Origin of the sequence: Pseudomonas sp. SZ57 (assembly GCF_009495975.1) — a bacterium.
GTDB classification, from domain to species: domain Bacteria; phylum Pseudomonadota; class Gammaproteobacteria; order Pseudomonadales; family Pseudomonadaceae; genus Aquipseudomonas; species Aquipseudomonas syringae.
On record NZ_WIBD01000040.1, the window covers coordinates 25,432 to 43,032 of the forward strand.

The 17,601-nt window shown below is 62.0% G+C and carries 15 protein-coding genes; 7 read left to right on the top strand and 8 right to left on the bottom strand.

All coding sequences use genetic code 11. The features are described from left to right. Window positions 1-74 precede the first annotated feature (74 nt). The 4 genes from purH to GE543_RS26580 all read left to right on the top strand — a co-directional run bounded on the left by purH (window position 75) and on the right by GE543_RS26580 (window position 6,639). Window positions 75-1,679, top strand: coding sequence for a bifunctional phosphoribosylaminoimidazolecarboxamide formyltransferase/IMP cyclohydrolase (gene purH, locus GE543_RS26565; RefSeq protein ID WP_003341009.1), 1,605 nt, complete (start codon window positions 75-77; stop codon window positions 1,677-1,679). Between the two features lie 118 nt (window positions 1,680-1,797). Beyond that, a complete protein-coding gene (purD, locus tag GE543_RS26570; RefSeq protein ID WP_103688837.1) occupies window positions 1,798-3,093 on the top strand; it encodes a phosphoribosylamine--glycine ligase in 1,296 nt (431 codons plus the stop codon). A 90-nt stretch (window positions 3,094-3,183) separates the two neighbouring features. Beyond that, a complete protein-coding gene (gene retS / locus GE543_RS26575; RefSeq protein WP_003419424.1) occupies window positions 3,184-5,973 on the top strand; it encodes a hybrid sensor histidine kinase/response regulator RetS in 2,790 nt (929 codons plus the stop codon). Between the two features lie 69 nt (window positions 5,974-6,042). Next, the gene (locus GE543_RS26580; RefSeq protein WP_003313945.1) at window positions 6,043-6,639 is read left to right on the top strand and encodes a MarC family protein; all 597 of its coding nucleotides are present in this window, start codon (window positions 6,043-6,045) and stop codon (window positions 6,637-6,639) included. A gap of 6 nt (window positions 6,640-6,645) precedes the next feature. Here the strand turns inward: GE543_RS26580 and GE543_RS26585 are convergent, their stop codons facing one another. The 8 genes from GE543_RS26585 to cobG all read right to left on the bottom strand — a co-directional run bounded on the left by GE543_RS26585 (window position 6,646) and on the right by cobG (window position 14,262). Beyond that, window positions 6,646-7,281 carry a hypothetical protein gene (locus GE543_RS26585; RefSeq protein ID WP_004412010.1) on the bottom strand — a complete coding sequence of 212 codons (636 nt, stop codon included), beginning with the start codon at window positions 7,279-7,281 and terminating at the stop codon, window positions 6,646-6,648. A gap of 35 nt (window positions 7,282-7,316) precedes the next feature. Then, a complete protein-coding gene (locus GE543_RS26590; RefSeq protein WP_153222735.1) occupies window positions 7,317-7,952 on the bottom strand; it encodes a hypothetical protein in 636 nt (211 codons plus the stop codon). Further along, window positions 7,945-8,643: a hypothetical protein gene (locus GE543_RS26595; RefSeq protein ID WP_153222736.1), complete on the bottom strand. Its 699-nt coding sequence runs from the start codon at window positions 8,641-8,643 to the stop codon at window positions 7,945-7,947. The genes GE543_RS26590 and GE543_RS26595 overlap by 8 nt, the downstream gene beginning before the upstream one ends. Before the next feature lie 58 nt (window positions 8,644-8,701). Next, on the bottom strand, window positions 8,702-9,517 hold the full coding sequence (locus GE543_RS26600; protein ID WP_153222737.1) for a hypothetical protein: 816 nt from the start codon (window positions 9,515-9,517) through the stop codon (window positions 8,702-8,704). A gap of 348 nt (window positions 9,518-9,865) precedes the next feature. Beyond that, window positions 9,866-11,569 (bottom strand): precorrin-3B C(17)-methyltransferase, encoded by a 1,704-nt coding sequence (cobJ, locus tag GE543_RS26605; protein WP_153222738.1) that lies wholly within the window; start codon window positions 11,567-11,569, stop codon window positions 9,866-9,868. Continuing rightward, window positions 11,569-12,300, bottom strand: coding sequence for a precorrin-2 C(20)-methyltransferase (locus tag GE543_RS26610; RefSeq protein WP_003399679.1), 732 nt, complete (start codon window positions 12,298-12,300; stop codon window positions 11,569-11,571). The genes cobJ and GE543_RS26610 overlap by 1 nt, the downstream gene beginning before the upstream one ends. Further along, entirely contained in the window at window positions 12,300-12,926 is a 627-nt protein-coding gene (locus GE543_RS26615; RefSeq protein WP_003368856.1) for a precorrin-8X methylmutase, read from the bottom strand. The genes GE543_RS26610 and GE543_RS26615 overlap by 1 nt, the downstream gene beginning before the upstream one ends. Then, window positions 12,919-14,262, bottom strand: a complete 1,344-nt coding sequence (gene cobG, locus GE543_RS26620; protein WP_153222739.1) for a precorrin-3B synthase — start codon at window positions 14,260-14,262, stop codon at window positions 12,919-12,921. The genes GE543_RS26615 and cobG overlap by 8 nt, the downstream gene beginning before the upstream one ends. A gap of 135 nt (window positions 14,263-14,397) precedes the next feature. On the opposite strand from cobG, the gene cbiE reads away from it, so the two are divergent. The 3 genes from cbiE to GE543_RS26635 are packed head-to-tail and all read left to right on the top strand — an operon-like array spanning window position 14,398 to window position 17,428. Next, a complete protein-coding gene (gene cbiE / locus GE543_RS26625; protein WP_153222740.1) occupies window positions 14,398-15,600 on the top strand; it encodes a precorrin-6y C5,15-methyltransferase (decarboxylating) subunit CbiE in 1,203 nt (400 codons plus the stop codon). After that, the gene (locus tag GE543_RS26630) at window positions 15,600-16,712 is read left to right on the top strand and encodes a cobalt-precorrin-5B (C(1))-methyltransferase (protein WP_153222741.1); all 1,113 of its coding nucleotides are present in this window, start codon (window positions 15,600-15,602) and stop codon (window positions 16,710-16,712) included. Before cbiE ends, GE543_RS26630 begins: the two co-directional genes overlap by 1 nt. Next, a complete protein-coding gene (locus GE543_RS26635) occupies window positions 16,709-17,428 on the top strand; it encodes a cobalt-precorrin-6A reductase (RefSeq protein WP_153222742.1) in 720 nt (239 codons plus the stop codon). The genes GE543_RS26630 and GE543_RS26635 overlap by 4 nt, the downstream gene beginning before the upstream one ends. Window positions 17,429-17,601 lie beyond the last annotated feature (173 nt).

Here is a 17,601-nt window from a genome sequence, read left to right on the forward strand (position 1 = left end):
CAAAACAGAAAAGGCGACCTTGCACCGCGGTCGCTTTTTTTTGCTGACTTCTTTTGCTTTTGATGGAAATCGAGATGACCGACCAGACTACCCGCCTGCCGATCCGCCGCGCTCTGATCAGCGTATCCGACAAGACAGGAATCCTTGAGTTTGCCCGCGAGCTTGAAGCGCTGGGCGTCGAGATTCTTTCCACTGGCGGTACGTTCAAGCTGCTCAAGGACAACGGTGTCGCGGCAGTCGAAGTGGCTGACTACACCGGCTTCGCCGAAATGATGGACGGCCGGGTCAAGACCCTGCACCCCATGATCCATGGCGGGATTCTGGGTCGTCGCGGCATAGACGACGCCATCATGACCGAGCACGGCATCAAGCCGATCGACTTGGTTGCGGTCAATCTGTACCCGTTTGAAGCCACTGTTTCCAAGCCGGGTTGTGACCTGCCGACCGCCATCGAAAACATCGACATCGGCGGCCCGACCATGGTCCGCTCCGCGGCGAAGAACCACAAGGACGTCGCCATCGTGGTCAATGCCGGCGATTACGGCCAGGTCCTGGAAAGCCTCAAGGCCGGTGGCCTGACCTACGCTCAGCGCTTCGACCTGATGCTCAAGGCGTTCGAACACACCGCCGCCTACGACGGCATGATCGCCAACTACCTGGGCGGCGTCGACCAGACTGCCGAAACCCTCAGTACCGAAGGCCGCAGCCAGTTCCCGCGCACCTTCAACACCCAGTTCGTCAAGGCTCAGGAAATGCGCTACGGCGAGAACCCGCACCAGAGTGCGGCGTTCTACGTCGAAGCCAAACCTGCCGAGGTCGGCATTGCCACGGCCACCCAGTTGCAGGGCAAAGAGCTGTCGTTCAACAACGTAGCCGATACCGATGCCGCCCTGGAATGCGTCAAGAGCTTCGTCAAACCGGCCTGCGTGATCGTCAAGCACGCCAACCCGTGCGGTGTCGCGGTCTGCCCGGATGATGAAGGCGGCATTCGTCAGGCTTACGAACTGGCCTACGCCACCGACTCAGAGTCGGCATTTGGCGGCATCATCGCCTTCAACCGCGAGCTGGACGCTGCAACCGCCAAGGCCATCGTCGAGCGCCAGTTCGTCGAAGTGATCATCGCACCGAGCGTCAGCGCCGAAGCCCGCGCCATCGTCGCCAGCAAAGCCAACGTGCGCCTGCTGACCAGCGGCCAGTGGAGCGAGCGCCTGCCTGCCTGGGACTACAAACGCGTCAATGGCGGCCTGCTGGTACAGAGCCGTGACATCGGCATGATCACCGAGGCCGACCTCAAGGTCGTCACCCAGCGTGCGCCGACCGAACAGGAAATGCATGACCTGATCTTCGCCTGGAAAGTCGCCAAGTACGTCAAGTCCAACGCCATCGTCTACGCCCGCAACCGCCAGACCGTCGGCGTCGGCGCTGGCCAGATGAGCCGCGTGAACTCCGCGCGTATCGCTGCCATCAAGGCTGAGCATGCCGGCCTGCAGGTTCAGGGCGCAGTCATGGCCTCCGATGCCTTCTTCCCGTTCCGTGACGGCATCGACAACGCGGCCAAGGTCGGCATCACCGCTGTCATCCAGCCAGGCGGCTCGATGCGTGACAATGAAGTGATCGCTGCGGCCGACGAAGCCGGCATCGCAATGGTGTTTACCGGCATGCGTCACTTCCGGCACTAATCAGAAAAACGGCCGCACTGGCGCAGGTGTCTGCGGCGTCAGTGCGGCCTCGTACTGCGGGCTGGGCCGCCTCAGGCACACCGCGTACTCCAGAATCAGCGTCATCGAGGTTTTTGAAATGAATGTTTTGATCATTGGCAGCGGCGGTCGTGAACACGCCCTGGCATGGAAAGTCGCCCAGGACCCACGCGTGCAGAAGGTGTTTGTCGCACCGGGCAATGCGGGCACGGCGATCGAGGCCAAATGCGAAAACGTGGCCATCGACGTTCTGGCACTGGAGCAACTGGCGGATTTCGCTGAAAAGAACGTTGCGCTGACCATCGTCGGCCCCGAAGTACCGTTGGTTGCAGGCGTCGTCGACCTGTTCCGCAGCCGTGGCCTGGACTGCTTCGGTCCGACCGCCGGTGCTGCGCAGCTTGAAGGCTCCAAGGCGTTTACCAAGGACTTCCTGGCGCGTCACAAGATCCCGACCGCCGACTATCAGAACTTCACCGAGATCGAGCCTGCCCTGGCCTATCTGCGTGAAAAAGGCGCGCCGATTGTCATCAAGGCCGACGGCCTGGCCGCGGGCAAGGGCGTGATCGTCGCCATGAGCCTGGCAGAAGCCGAAGACGCCGTACGTGACATGCTGGCTGGCAACGCCTTTGGCGACGCCGGTTCGCGCGTTGTCATCGAAGAGTTTCTCGATGGCGAAGAGGCCAGCTTTATTGTCATGGTCGACGGCAAGAATGTATTGCCTATGGCCACCAGCCAGGACCACAAGCGCGTCGGCGACGGCGACAGCGGGCCGAACACCGGCGGAATGGGTGCCTACTCCCCTGCCCCGGTGGTCACCGCCGAAGTTCATCAACGTGTCATGGACCTGGTGATCTGGCCGACCGTCAGGGGCATGGCCGATGAAGGCAACGTTTACACCGGCTTCCTCTATGCTGGTCTGATGATCGATAAAGCGGGCAACCCGAAAGTCATCGAGTTCAATTGCCGCTTCGGCGACCCGGAAACCCAGCCGGTCATGCTGCGTCTGCAATCGAGCCTGGTACTGCTGGTCGAAGCTGCGCTGGCGCAGGCGCTGGACAAGATCGAAGCACAGTGGGACCCGCGCCCGAGCCTGGGTATCGTGCTGGCCGCCGGAGGCTATCCTGGCGACTACGCCAAAGGCGCAGTCATCGAGGGTCTGGACGCAGCGGCACAGCTCGAAGGCAAGATTTTCCATGCAGGCACGGCCTTGCAGGATGAGCGTGTCGTGACCAGTGGTGGTCGTGTACTGTGTGCCACAGCGCTGGGTGACAGCGTCGGCAACGCGCAGGAAAATGCCTACGCGCTGGCCGCAAAAGTCGACTGGCAAGGGTGTTTCTACCGCAAGGACATTGGCTATCGTGCCATTGCCCGTGAGCGTGGCGAAGACCAGGAATAATCGATCGGACCGGCCTCTTCAACCAGAGGCTGGCCGGTTGCTCCGGTATTCGCGGTTTTACCAGGCATTCACTCACGAAGGGATTTCATTGTGCGCTGGCTCAGGATTGCCATAGCCTCAACCGTCGGACTGCTGACCCTGCTGTTCATGCTTTCGGCGCAGGCCGAGCATGGTGCAGGCTGGTCGACGCTGCTCGACGAAAAGGCCCATCTGACGCTGGATGAAATCCGCTCGGCGCGCTATCAGAATCAATTCAGCCCCACCGAACTGGAACGGGTCGCTGCAGCGGATCGCGACGATGCTGTGTGGCTGCATTACCGCCTGCAACCCACCCAGCACGAACAACTGCTGCGTATCTTCGCCCCGGACCTGTCCAGCGCCGATATGTATGTCATGGACGGCGATCGACAGATTGACCATGTGCGCACCGGCAATGACGTGCCGATTGAAGATCAGCGACTGCCGTCCAATGATTTCCTGCTACCGGTTCCGCAAAGCTCGGCCCCGCTGGATATCTACCTGAGGCTGGTCTCCGCGCAGAAAATGCGCCCCAGCATCACCCTTGAACCGGCCATCGAGAGCGCCGCCAACGAGACCCAGCCGCTGCTGTTCGGTCTGCTGTTTGGCGCGCTGTCCATGCTGATCGTGCAGAACCTGACACGTTACGGACACACCCGATCGCGCAGCAATCTGTGGCTGGCCGCCTGCGAATCGTTACTCGGGCTCAGTGCCCTGTTGCTCCTCAACCTGCTGCGCCCGATCGACCCGTGGAATATCGCGCAAACCCCGAGCGCACACCTGGCATTGCTGCTGGCCGCTGTCGCAGGCCTGATCTACACCTACTGTTTCTTCGTCCACCGCAATGCCCGCAAACTCGATCGTCTGTTGCTGGGCAACGCAGTGCTCATGGGGATCGGCGCCTTGCTGGTGCTGTTCGACGAAAAGCTGCCGATCAACTTCCTGACGTTCGGCCTGGTCTCGTTGACGACATTGAGCATTCTGGCGGTGTCGATGTGGCACTGGCAGAAGGGCTATCGTTCGGCGCGCCTGTTTGTCCTGGGGATGATCACCTTCAATATCGGCTACATGGTGGTTCTGCCCGGCCTGCTGTGGCTGAGCCTGGTGCCGCCACAATGGCTGATTCTGGCGCTGCTCAGCGTGTTCTGCATCAGCGGCCTGCTGATGAGCCTGGCGCTCAGCGAACGCCATCGCAGCATCACCGAAGACCGTTTCAGCATCAGCCGCGATCAGGCGGCCAGCACTGCCGAAATCAACGCCAAGGCCGAGTTTCTGGCCAAGATCAGCCACGAGATTCGCACCCCGATGAATGGCGTGCTGGGCATGACCGAACTGCTGCTCGGCACCCCGCTGTCGGTCAAGCAGCGCGACTACGTGCAGACCATCCACAGTGCCGGCAACGAACTGCTGACGCTGATCAACGAGATTCTCGACATCACCAAGCTCGAGTCAGGGCAGATCGAACTCGACGACGTGCAGTTCGACATCGGCGCGCTGGTCGAGGACTGCCTGAATATCTTCCGCGCCAAGGCCGAGCAGCAACAGGTCGAGCTGATCAGCCAGATTCAGCCTCAGGTGCCACGTGTCATCAATGGCGACCCGACCCGTCTGCGCCAGACACTGCTGAGCCTGCTGGAAAATGCCCTGAAGAAGACCGACGAAGGTGAAATTCTTCTGGCCGTCGCCCTTGAGTCCTCGAAAAGCGGCAATACGCGGTTGCGTATTTCGGTTCAGGACAGCGGCGAATCGCTTTCCGATGAAGAACGTGAAGAGCTGCTGCACGCCGAACTGCACAGCCGTAACTTCCTGGCGAGCAGCCGGCTCGGCGGCCACCTCGGGCTGGTGATCGCTCGTCAGTTGATCGTACTGATGGACGGCGAGTTCGGCATTCAGAACAGTGGGGCGCAAGGCAATACGCTGTGGCTGAACCTGCCGCTGGATGCAAAGCTGCTCGAACAGCCGACCATCGATCTGGACAGCCCGCTGAAAGATGCCAGGGTGCTGGTGGTCGACGACAACGACACGTGCCGCAAGGTCCTGGTCCAGCAATGCAGCGCCTGGGGCCTGAATGTCAGCGCAGTGGCGTCCGGCAAGGAGGCACTGGCCCTGCTCAGAACCAAGGCGCACCTGCGCGACTATTTCGATGTGGTCCTGCTCGATCAGAACATGCCGGGCATGACCGGCATGCAACTGGCCGCCAAGATCAAGGAAGACCCGAGCCTGAATCACGACATTCTGTTGATCATGCTGACCGGCATCAGCAATGCGCCCAGCAAGATCATCGCGCGCAACTCCGGCATCAAGCGCATTCTGGCCAAACCGGTGGCAGGCTATACGCTCAAGACCACGCTGGCAGATGAGCTGACCCAGTTGAACAAGGGTGTTGTGTCGAGCAAGCCCGGCCCGGTCGTGACGCCGCCGGTCAACGTCCCCGGCGACTTCCGGATTCTGGTGGCCGAAGACAACAGCATTTCGACCAAAGTCATCCGCGGCATGCTCGGCAAGCTCAACCTCAACCCCGATACCGCGAGCAATGGCGAAGAAGCGCTGCGAGCCATGAAGGCGCAGCGTTATGACCTGGTGCTGATGGACTGCGAGATGCCGATACTCGACGGCTTCTCGGCCACCGAGCAATTGCGCGCCTGGGAAGTCGGCAATCAGCGTGTACGCACCCCGGTCGTTGCACTGACCGCGCACATTCTCACCGAGCACAAGGACCGGGCACGCCAGGCCGGCATGGACGGCCACATGGCCAAGCCCATCGAACTGTCCCAGTTGCGCGAACTGGTCGAGCACTGGGTAGCGCATCGTGACAAGGCCCGCGGGCTGACGTCGGAAGGCGAACACTATCGACAAAACTGACAGCGACGGGAAAGGCCTGTGGCCTGATAGACTGGCGATGCCATCCACCTGCTGCTGTGAGTCGAAGCCATGCTTCACGTGTTGTTCAGCGTCTATCTGAAAATGCTGGTGCTTTACAGCCCGTTTTTCGTTCTTTCCTGCTTCATCAGCCTGACGCGTGGTCACTCGCGCAAGGAACAGCGGCGCCTGGCCTGGAAGGTGGCACTGGCGACACTGGTTTCCAGCGTATTGCTCTATCTGTTCGGACGCGTGATTTTCGATGTATTCGGCATCACCGTGGATGCGTTCAGGATTGGTGCCGGCAGCGTGCTGTTCATATCGGCACTGGGCATGGCCCAAGGCAAGTCGGCAGTGCAGACCGACAATATCCAGCAGGATGTAACCATCGTTCCTCTGACCATCCCGCTTACCGTCGGCCCCGGCACGATTGGTGCGCTGCTGGTCATGGGCGTCAGTCAGCCCCACTGGGACGACAAACTCACCGCCATCCTGAGTATTGCGCTGGCCAGCCTCACCGTCGGCGTCGTGCTCTACCTCTCCAACCGTATCGAACGCATCCTCGGCGATCAGGGTTTGCAGATTGTCAGCCGTTTGATGGGGCTGTTCGTCTGTGCGCTGGCCGCGCAAATCATTTTCACCGGCATCAGAGGCTACCTGCTGCCCTGACAGGGTTCAGATACTGGCAGCCCGCACCAGCTCCTGCGCCCTGCCGTCCAGATAACGCATCACCTCGTCACGATGAGCTGCATACACCTTGCTGTCAAAGATGTAACTGCCGCCCTTGAAGTGAAACAGCAGTCTTCGTCTTCCTGGCGCGTGGTCGTCAATGCTCAGGTGCAGACTGCAAAGCAACAGGAGCATCCGGCCAGGTTCATACTTTTCGCAGGGTACGATCTGAAAACTGCCCAGCCGTCCCTGGTCGAAGCCGCTCTGAAAGTACGACTCTGCGGCCTGCCCCACCCCCATTGCCGCGACCGCACGCTGCACCATGCCACCAAGACGCTTGCGATCCGCAGGATGACTGACCTTGAACGTGGCCTGCAGTAAATCGTCGACACTGCTCACCACCAGCGAGTCCCCAAGGACCACGCCCTTTTGCTGTATGCCGCGCGCCTTGAGGCGACTGCGGTAGTAATGCATCCAGGTGCCCCACTGGGTTTTGAAATCAAACTGCCTGCCCGCGAACAACTGGGCGTCCAGAAGCACGTTCTGAATATCCGTGCGCTCCTCGCTCGAAAGCCCGGGCAAAAACGCGACCATACTGGGGATAGTGCCCAGATAGGCCGCGTTGCCTGTGTCTGCATTCATGTGCGTTACTCCCTTCCATGGGCTTGTCCAGGTTGCTAAAGACTGATGATTTCGGCTGCAGCGCGATCAGCCAGGGCGTCCCGCACCGTCTGGCGAAAAGGCTCGAAACTCTGGCGACTGAAGCGGAACGCAGTAGTGACGGCATGCACCTGCATTTCGCCGCCCACTATCTGCCAGAAATAACGCGCGGGCCGCAGCGCCAGGGTGGTCATCTGCAGGCTGCACAGAAGGATCGACACCTCGTCCTCATTGCGCATTGCACAGGGCATGAGCTGGAAGCTTTCAGAACGCCCGGACGTGAACCAACTGCCGAAAAAACGCGTCGCATGATCACTGTTCAATAGCTTGTCGAGCGAACTGCGGTAGAGCTGGCGAAGCTCGCCAGCGTTATCGACCACGGGTAGCTGCAGTTTTCCGATGTCACTGAAACTGTGGATTTTCAAGCGGGCATCGTTGATCCCGGCGCTCCGCGGACCACCGGTGGCGGCAATCGAGCGCTGGTAAGCATCCAGCCATGCACGCCAGTTCATCCTGGAAGAATGGCGATCATCTGCGACCAGTCGGGCATGCTGCAGACAATCCATTATGTCCTGGCGCAAATCAGGTTCGACATTGCCGGCGAAGGACAGCAGGCTGGCACCCGTCAGCAGGGCTTTATCCGGATCAGACATCAGGACTGCCCCCAAGCGGCATGATCAGGCCCGCACGCTTGCTCGACAGCGCGGTGTCGATGCCATCGCGAAACTGTGAATAGACCTGCTCGAACAGTTGCATTGCATAGACAGTCACAGCGATGTTGCCGTAGACACTGTTCGGCTCGATGACCTCGAAAAGAAACCCGGATGACAACGGCTGACGTGTGGCGAACTGAAACTGCGCCAGCTTGAGGTTTTGCCGGATGTCGACGAAAGCCAGTTGCAGAACCACGCTGACCTGCAATCTTCCTGCGTGATTCAAACCGCTCTGTACCGTCTGACTGCGCAGCAGATGAAGCGCTTCGCTGGCGACGGACTGATTACCTGCCCTGCGCATGAACGCCTCCGCATGCAGGAGCGTATCGGCTGAGACGAAGGGTGCAAGCGCGCGCGCCATGCAACTCCATGCCGTTTCGGCAGATTCTGGCGGCAAGGGCTGGCTGATATGTTCGCTGGCACTCGGCAACCAGCCGAAACGCTGCGCAGCGGCGAGACGGGTTTCATTCCATTTTTCGGCTTCAGCAAACTTCGAGTGTTGTTTCGATGCGGCCAGCTGCACGTACAGCATCGAGTCCAGCACATCGTTTTTCAGGGCGACCCGCTGCGGCTCGGGGAAAAACATCAAACAGCCCGCATTGACGACTACAGCATCCAATTCCTGCTTCATGGGAGAATTCCTTTTATCCCGAAAGCGGAGGCAGTCCGCGCCTCCGCCAACACTCCGATCAGATTTCGTATTCTGCAATCGCATTACTGACATTGTCGCCAAGCCGTTGCTCGATCAGCTCGCGATGGCGCGCATACAAGGCCGTGTTGAGCAACAGGTTGTCCTCGCCCTTCCAGGTCTGGACACTGGTGTCCTGCCATTCCCAGAACAGCACATTGGTGACGTCACTGTCGGCCTGGAAGCTGACTGCCGCCATGGCCAGACTCACGATGCTGTCCTCGGATTCGATACAGGAGGCGATACGGAAGCTACCGCCACGGTGTGCCTTGGTCTGGCTCTCGAACAGGCGCAGGGGTTCTTTCCTGGCCTGCAGTGCGGCGACGGCATCTGCAGCCACTTTGAGCATCAGTACCGATGCAGGTCCGGGTAACGCGGCAGCTGCAATGGCCGAACCGAGGATCTCGAGACCGACTTCGTCCATGGTGAAACGCTGCTGGGTGGCACGATAGCGCGCATAGTTCCAATGGGTGGAGAGCCAGCCCACCTTGGAAAGCACTTCGTTGAATTTGTCATACCACTGATCGCCCTGGGTTTCAGAGCTGAACGCCTTGTTGGCCACAAGGGTGGCGAACAGAAAGGAATTCATCACGTCCTGCTTGCTCTGCGCCGACATACCGTTGGGAAATGCCAGCACACTGCCTGCAACCACCGCACCTTCATTGCCGGACTGTGCGTCAGTGACGTCACCTGCCTTAAGTAATCCGGGAGTTGCGGGGGCCGCGAATGCGCCCAACGAAGGTGGGCATTCAGCCAGCTCGCAGGCGGCAATGTAGTCGAGGTTGTCAGTGATGTTCATGGTTTTGTCCTGTGTCATTTAATTAGTCCTTTAATTCATGCGTCCTGATGGACTGAATCGAGACTAACGAAATAAATCAGGCATTTTTTTCGGCGCTTTCCGGTTGCCCTCTGATGGCTTTCGGGCACTTGACTACCGAACTCGATACGCAGGGCCAAACTCGACCCGCCATCTGCCTCCCGGCATACCGCAGGTAAGCGAAGATTCCGGGGAGGTTTCTGGAATCGGACTACGGGCGACGAAGGTTGAAGAGAGCCGATTCGCTCAAGCCTGTGGGTCGAAACACTGGCTCGCAGGCTTGAGGTGACATCGCCACTTCAGCGCTTTCCCACGCTGGATGGCGGCAGGTATGACACGCGTGCGCGCTCACCCTGTAGGTTTGTTGCCGTACCAACGCGGCGTGTAGACCCAGTTGCCGCCTTCGTGGCGCGCAAAGGTGCACGTCAGGGAAGAGCCGATCAACACCATGGTGCGCATGTCCACCTGCTCCGGTGTCAATTCGCCCAGCGTGATAACCCGCAATGTCTGACCGGGACGGCCAATGTCGCGGCCCAGCGTCACGGGGGTTGCAGGGATGCGATGCTGGCGCACGATCTCCAGCGCACGCCCCAGTTGCCAAGGTCGGGAGCGCGATATCGGGTTGTAGAACGCCAGCGCCAGATCGGCCTGGCAGGCGAGGTCCAGACGCTTTTCGATGATCTCCCAGGGCTTGAGGTTGTCGGACAGCGACAGCACACAGAAATCATGCCCCAGCGGCGCACCGGCCTGGGCTGCGGTGGCCAGAGAGGCCGAGACACCCGGCAGAATCTCCAGCTCGACCGCATGCCAATGAGGATTATCCGACTCATGCAACGCTTCAAGCACCGCTGACGCCATGGCGAACACTCCCGGATCACCGGACGACACCACGACCACCGAACGGCCTTGAGCAGCCAGCTCGAAGGCATGTCGGGCACGCTGCATTTCTTCACGATTGTCAGTGCAGTGCAGTACCTGATCGGCACGAAACGGCCCCGCCATGCGCACGTAGGTTTCATAGCCCAGCACATCGTTGGCACGTGCCAGTTCGGCCTTCACCGCAGGCACCATCAGGTCTGCAGCGCCAGGCCCCAGACCAATGACTGCAACGCGGCCACGCCCGCGGCCGATGCTCTGCACCTCCAGCGGTTGCGCCGCGACGGCAATCGCGGTGTGGGCATCGACGCAGAGCGGTGGCAACAGCTGCGGCACAGCCTTCATGGCCATCTCGCTGGCCGCAGCGGCGCTGACGAATCGCACCGCAACGTCCAGCTCGGCGGCAGCCTTGTGCAGGTGCGGATTGGCCATCTGCTCCTCGGCCGCCAACAGACAGGCCAGGGACTGCCCGGCAATACGTGCCTCGTGCAGGGCCGAGCGCACGTGCTCAGCCAGCTCGTCGGTGAGGCCAGTCACCGCCACCAGCACGTTACGTGAGTAGATCAGCAATTCATGGGGCGACGGCTCGCGCAGGGCACTGCCGACATGAATGGCCAGCGCCGCCTGTGGATGTTCGGGCAGTTGCGCCTGAGCCAGCCAGGGGGCTTCACCCTCGATGCGCACGGGTTCGCCGGACAGCAGGTCGGAAACGAAACGCTTGCCCAGCTCCAGATCGCCCAACGCATAGCCGCTTGGCGGATTGAGCAGGCAGGTGCCGAAACGCAGCTCGCCGCTGGTGGTGATCGCCGGCGCAACGCCAAGCCCGCTGGCGATGCTGCGCGCCAGGACATTCACCCCGCCAAGGCCGCCAAGCAGCGGCACCACGGCGCTACCGTCTTCGGCCACGGCGAGCACCGGCGGTTCGGCGCCCTTCTCCAGCAGCACGGCGGCCAGCGTACGAATAACGATACCGGCTGCGCAAAGGGCGATGATCGGCGTGTTCTGTTGATACAGCTGGCGCAGCGTCGCGCCGAAGTCGCTGTAAGTGCGGTCGGCCCCCTGCACGCGTTCGGCCAGGCCATGAATCAGCGCATCGGGAAACAGCTGTTGAATGCGCCGCGCGGTAGCAAGGCTGCCATTACCGAGGATGACGATGGCCGGAGTCATGGAGGTCATCAGCCTTGCCACCTGTCGCCAGGAACGATAATCAGCGAAAAATAGGGCGACGACATCGGGTCAACCTGATCCAGCGGGACGATTTTCTGGTTGCTCATCGTGGCGCGCTCGACATACAGCGCACGCCCGGCCATCCCTAGCTCGGTCAGCACTTCGCGGACCTTGTGAAAGTTGCGCCCCAGTTTCATGATCACCGCCGCGTCGGCGTCGGCCAGCTTGCGTTTCAGGTCATCGTGGGGCAGCACACCGGACAGCACCGACAGGCTCTGATTGCGATACACCAGCGGTGCGCCCAGCACCGAAGCACCGCCGAGCATCGAGCACACGCCCGGAATCACTTCAGCGTCGTAGTGCTCGGCCAGACGATCGTGCAGGTACATGTAGGAACCATAGAAAAACGGATCGCCTTCGCAGATCACCGCCACGTCGCGTCCGGCGTCCAGGTGCGCGGCAATGTGCCGGCTGGATTCGTCGTAGAAGTCGCTGATGAGCTTTTCGTAGGACAGTGTCGCCGGCAATGCCTCGGTGGTGACCGGGTAGACCAGCGGCATCAGGGTCTGAACGTCCTGCAGATGCGCTTCGATGATGCCGAAGGCGTTGCCCTTTTTACCCTTGGCCACGAAATACGCCACCACCGGCGACTCGCGCAGCAGGCGCAGGGCCTTGACGGTGATCAGCTCCGGATCGCCAGGACCGACGCCCAGGCCAATCAATCGACCGCGTGCCTGCATCATTCGATCTCCGTGGCCAGTGCGTTGACAGCGGCCACGGCCATGGCGCTGCCGCCACGACGGCCCTGCATGATCACGAACGGCACGCCGCGGCTATCGGCGGCGAGCATCGCCTTGGACTCGGCGGCGCCGACAAAGCCGACCGGAAAGCCGAGAATCAGTGCAGGCTTCGGCGCACCGGCATCAAGCATTTCCAACAGATAGAACAGCGCGGTCGGCGCGTTGCCGATGACCACCACGCTGCCTTCCAGGTGCGGACGCCACAGCTCAAGCGCTACCGCAGAGCGCGTATTGCCCAGCTCCAGGGCCATTTCCCGCACACCTTCATCATGCAAGGTGCAGATGATCGGGTTATTGGCGGGCAACCGGGTGCGGGTGATGCCTTCGGAGACCATGCGCGCATCACACAGGATCGGCGCTCCGGCGGCCAGAGCGTTGCGCCCGGCGGTACCGGCACCCGGCGAGAAGCGCAGGTCTTCGATGACTTCGACCATCCCGCAGGCATGGATCACGCGCACGGCGAGTTTTTCCAGGTCGGCAGGGATCGTGTCAAGACGCGCTTCGGCGCGAATGATCGAGAAAGAGTTGCGATATATCTCCTGACCATCGCGGATGTAATCAATCATGCATGTTGCTCCGTGAGCCGGCGTTCAACTGCGCGCCGACTGCTTCAATAGTAAGGTTGCGCGCGCGCAGCACGCCGAAACCGGCATGCGCTGCATCGCGAAAATAAAGATCGTAACGGCCCGGCGCGACAGCCAGCAAGGTCACTGGCGCTACGTGGGCGGCGGCGCAGGAGCGCGTGCAGCCGCTCAAGTGCACCGCCTGGCCGGTAGCCAGTCCGGCAGCCAGTTGCAGGGCGTCGGCCTTGGTGTCGGCCAGCCCCTTGGCGCACCCGGCAGAACCGGTACAGGCGAGCATCTGCGCCAGCGGTTGCTCGGCCGCCCCGACGAAGCCCGATGCCTGCAACGCGCCCAGCACCGCTGCCGCGCGCTCGACCGGCACGTTGGGCAGCAACAGGCTTTGCCAGGGCGTCAGGCGCAGCGTGCCGTCGCCCTGATCCGCCGCCAGTTGCGCCACGCTGGAAAGCATCGCCGCATCGAGACGCCCCAACGGTACTGCAGCGCCCACCGCCACCTGATTCGGCTGAGCCTGTGGATAAACACCGATATGCCGAGTGCCTTGAATGGCCGGACGCTGCCAATCGGTGATCGCCTTGTCGGTCCGCACTGTGCAGCCGGACCGGATCGACAGCTCGCGCAGCATATCGGCGGTCGATACCTCGGCCAGCAGATGCCGCATCCGCGTGTGCTCGGGACGGGCCAGGTCGAGAAACAGCTCCAGCAGGGCGACAACCAGCGTCTTACCCTCAGCCACAGGAACAGCGGCCAGCGGTCGATCATGGGCCGGGCAGCCGGCCAAGCCGAACGCCAGCAGCACTTCGTCGTCGAGTTTCAGCGCCGACAGCCACACGTCGTGCGGGTGTTCGAGCATGACCAGCGCTTCACCAGCGTCCAGCGACAAGGCGAACTTGGGGGACAGCTCATGAAAACGCGGGTGATGTTCCAGCGCGTCGAGAATCTGCGCCGCCAAGGGCCGGGCATCAAAGAGCATCTGCGGGTCCAGGCCGGCCGTCGGGCTGAGCATCAGGTTGCGCACATCGTCGCTGGCCGGGTTGGCGGGGCCGAGCCCTGCCGCCATCAAGGCACCGATCAACCCGTCATGATCAGCACCAATGCCGCGAATCTGCAGGTTGGCGCGGTTGGTGGCCTCGATAACGCCCTGTGCATAGGTGCGCGCGGCCTCGGCAACGGCCATGGCCTGCGCACTGCTGATCACCCCGCCCGCCAGCTTGATCCGGCAGATACCGCCGTCCAGTGCCGGGACGATACGCAGCAACCCCGGACAGGCCGAGGGGCGTAGCGTTGCAGAGGATGTGCGAGCGGACTGCTGCTCGTTCAATGGGTCACCCGATGTGAACTGGCTGGAAACGGACGTTGATTAGAGCACTTGTACCCCGTCGGGCGCGGTATTATGCCTGCTTTGTCCGCAGGCATGAAAAGGCGCTCTGTCGGAAGTTCGGATTGAGGTAGGTACATGTCGCCGTGGCTGACAGTCGTGGGAATCGGAGAAGACGGTTACAAGGGGCTCGGCAAGAACGCCAGACACGCTCTGCTGCACGCTGATCAGGTGTTCGGCGGCCCGCGCCAGCTGGCGTTGCTGCCGCCGTGCATTCGCGCCGAGCGACGTGCGTGGCCGAGCCCTTTCTCGTTGAACCCTGTGCTCGAGCAGCGGGGTGCCGAGATCTGCGTGCTGGCCAGTGGCGACCCGATGATGTTCGGCGTCGGCGCCAGTCTTGCACGCGTGGTCAGCATTGACGAAATGCGTATTCTGCCTGCGCCCTCCTCTTACTCTCTGGCCGCCGCCCGCCTCGGCTGGCCGCTGCAGGACGTCGTCACCCTGTCAGTGGTTGCCCGGCCGGTGGCAGCGCTGAACGCGCACTTCCACCATGGCATGCGTCTGCTGGTGTTGAGCAACGACGGCAGCAGCCCCGCCGTGATTGCCGGTTTGTTGCGCGAGCGCGGCTTTGGTCCAAGCCGCATGACCGTCCTGGAGCATCTGGGTGGCGAAGCCGAGCGGCGCGTCGAAGGGCTGGCCAGCGAGTGGGGCAACCCCGAGATTGCCGCGCTGAACCTGGTTGCCATCGATTGTCGCGCCGACGCCAGCGCCATCCGTCTAAGCCCCATTTCAGGTCTGCCGGACAGCGCCTTCGAACATGACGGCCAACTCACCAAGCGCGACGTACGCGCCATCACCCTCGCCCGCCTTGCACCGCTGCCGGGCGAACTGTTGTGGGATGTCGGCGCGGGCTGCGGCTCCATCGGCATCGAATGGATGCGCGCGCACCCGACCTGCCGGGCGATGGCCATCGAAGCCGACGAAGGCCGTCAGCAACTGATCGAATTCAACCGCGACGCACTCGGCGTGCCCGGCCTGCAATTGGTGCGGGGCAGCGCGCCTCAGGCACTGAGCGGTCTGGAACGCCCGGATGCGATTTTCATCGGCGGTGGCGTGACGCGTACTGGCGTGCTGGAAACCTGCTGGGAACAGCTGCGCCCAGGCGGCCGACTGGTCGCCAATGCGGTCACCCTGCAAAGCGAAACCGCCTTGATGGCCTGGCGCGAACGGCATGGCGGCGAGCTGACCCGTATCCACGTCGCCCACGCACAGCCCCTTGGTGAATTCGATACGTGGCGTCAGGCGTTGCCGATCACCCTGCTGGACGTAGTCAAACCCTGATGCGCGAAGAAACCGCCGAACAGCCTGCGCCACTGCGCAGTGGCCTGACCACTGGCAGCTGTGCGACCGCAACCAGCCTGGCGGCAGCGCGACTGCTGCTCTGCGGGCAGGTCAGCGACGCGGTAGACATCGTCCTGCCCAAGGGCAAACAGGTGCAGATGCGTCTGGAATTCTGCCGGCTTGTGGATAACTTCGCGGAAGCCGCAACGCTCAAGGATGCCGGCGACGATCCGGATGTCACCCACGGCGCGCTGGTGTTTGCCCGCGTCAGGCTGCAAGCGGCAGCGGGCGTGCGCTTCGTCGCGGGTGCAGGTGTCGGCACTGTGACCCGCCCAGGGCTGGTGCTGGCAGTCGGTGAGCCGGCCATCAACCCGGTGCCTCGGCGCATGATGACCGAGCATTTGCTGCAACTGGCCGAAGAACAAGGCTACAGCGGCGGATTCGAGGTCACGATCGGCGTCGAGGGCGGCGAGGCGCTGGCGCTCAAGACCATGAACCCACGCCTGGGCATTCTCGGCGGACTGTCGATTCTCGGCACCAGCGGGATTGTCCGGCCGTTCTCCTGCGCCGCCTATATCGCCTCGATCCACCAAGGTATCGACGTCGCCACCACCAACGGCTATCGGCATATCGCCGCCTGCACTGGCAATGCCAGCGAAGACACCATGCGCCGCGTCTACAAAATCCCCGATATCGCCCTGATCGAGATGGGCGACTTCGTCGGTGCCGTCCTCAAGCACTTGCGCAAGGTGCCTGTGGATAAGTTGAGCGTGTGCGGCGGCTTCGGCAAGATCAGCAAGCTGGCCGCCGGCCATATGGACCTGCACAGCCGCCATTCCAGCATCGACCTGCCACAGCTGGCGCACTGGGCTGCGGATGTCGGCGCGGATGCGGGCCTGCAACAACGGATCCTTGAAGCCAACACCAGCCAGCAAGCGCTGGCGATGAGCGCTGCGGCAGGTGTGCCACTGGGTGACGAAGTGTGTCGCCACGCGCTGAATTTCGCGCGCAGCATCGTGCCTGCGAGCGTTCAGGTGGAGGTCTTCGCCATTGATCGTCAGGGCGGGCTGGTGGGTCAGGCTGGCGTTGACTCACAGAGAGAAATGACATGAAACGCATCCTGCTGTTGGGCGGTATCACCGAGGCCCTGGCCATTGCGCGAAGGCTCAGGCCTGAGCACATCTACAGCCTGGCGGGCGTGGGCCGGGTGCCGTCTGATCTGGCCTGCCAAATGAAGGTCGGCGGTTATGGCGGCGCCGACGGCATGGCGCAGTACATGGGCGAACAGGGCGTCGACCTGCTGCTGGACGCCACCCATCCGTATGCCGCACAGATCAGCCACAACGCAGCGCGTGCGGCCAAACTGGCTGGCATTCCCTGCTGGGCCTTGCGCCGCACCGCATGGCAGGCAGGTCCAGAGGACGACTGGCGCGAAGTGGCTGACTGGTCAGAACTGACCACTGCCCTGCTCCCCTTCAAGCGCCCGCTGTTCACGCTGGGTCGCGAGCCCTTGCAGCACCTGAACGAAATCCCGCCGCACCAGTTCTGGACACTTCGGGCACTGGACGACTACCCCGGCAACGAACGCTGCGAAGTGATCGGCGCACGCGGCCCATTCATGCTGGAAGACGAACGCCAGTTGTTCGAACAACGCCGCATCGACGTACTGATCAGCAAAAACAGCGGCAGCAGCTCCACCGAACCCAAGCTCGACGTCGCCCGCGAACGCGGCCTGCCCGTCCTGATCCTCAAACGCCCGCAGTTGCCTGACGTCGATAGGCTGTTCTGGGGTGTTGATGAGGTGCTGGAGGCCTTGGGGCTGGATTGAAGAGCCGTCTTTAGTCCTCACTGATACCCCTGAAAACACCTCGGACCTGTGGGGGCTTGCTCACGAAGAGGCCGATGCAGTCGCTAAAAATCTGTTGTTCCGTTAATACGCCTTCGCGAGCAAGCTCGCTCCCGAAAGATCAGCGGTGCTGCAGAATATCCACATGGCTCGAA

Excerpts from the sequence above, each read along its gene's own strand:
- GE543_RS26580 (WP_003313945.1), top strand. The coding sequence starts at position 6,043 with ATGCTTCACGTGTTGTTCAGCGTCTATCTGAAAATGCTGGTGCTTTAC.
- GE543_RS26595 (WP_153222736.1), bottom strand. The coding sequence starts at position 8,643 with ATGAAGCAGGAATTGGATGCTGTAGTCGTCAATGCGGGCTGTTTGATG.
- purH (WP_003341009.1), top strand. The coding sequence starts at position 75 with ATGACCGACCAGACTACCCGCCTGCCGATCCGCCGCGCTCTGATCAGC.
- GE543_RS26610 (WP_003399679.1), bottom strand. The coding sequence starts at position 12,300 with ATGCAGGCACGCGGTCGATTGATTGGCCTGGGCGTCGGTCCTGGCGAT.
- GE543_RS26585 (WP_004412010.1), bottom strand. The coding sequence starts at position 7,281 with ATGAATGCAGACACAGGCAACGCGGCCTATCTGGGCACTATCCCCAGT.
- GE543_RS26600 (WP_153222737.1), bottom strand. The coding sequence starts at position 9,517 with ATGACACAGGACAAAACCATGAACATCACTGACAACCTCGACTACATT.
- purD (WP_103688837.1), top strand. The coding sequence starts at position 1,798 with ATGAATGTTTTGATCATTGGCAGCGGCGGTCGTGAACACGCCCTGGCA.
- GE543_RS26590 (WP_153222735.1), bottom strand. The coding sequence starts at position 7,952 with ATGTCTGATCCGGATAAAGCCCTGCTGACGGGTGCCAGCCTGCTGTCC.
- cbiE (WP_153222740.1), top strand. The coding sequence starts at position 14,398 with ATGTCGCCGTGGCTGACAGTCGTGGGAATCGGAGAAGACGGTTACAAG.
- GE543_RS26635 (WP_153222742.1), top strand. The coding sequence starts at position 16,709 with ATGAAACGCATCCTGCTGTTGGGCGGTATCACCGAGGCCCTGGCCATT.
- GE543_RS26630 (WP_153222741.1), top strand. The coding sequence starts at position 15,600 with ATGCGCGAAGAAACCGCCGAACAGCCTGCGCCACTGCGCAGTGGCCTG.
- cobJ (WP_153222738.1), bottom strand. The coding sequence starts at position 11,569 with ATGACCTCCATGACTCCGGCCATCGTCATCCTCGGTAATGGCAGCCTT.
- GE543_RS26615 (WP_003368856.1), bottom strand. The coding sequence starts at position 12,926 with ATGATTGATTACATCCGCGATGGTCAGGAGATATATCGCAACTCTTTC.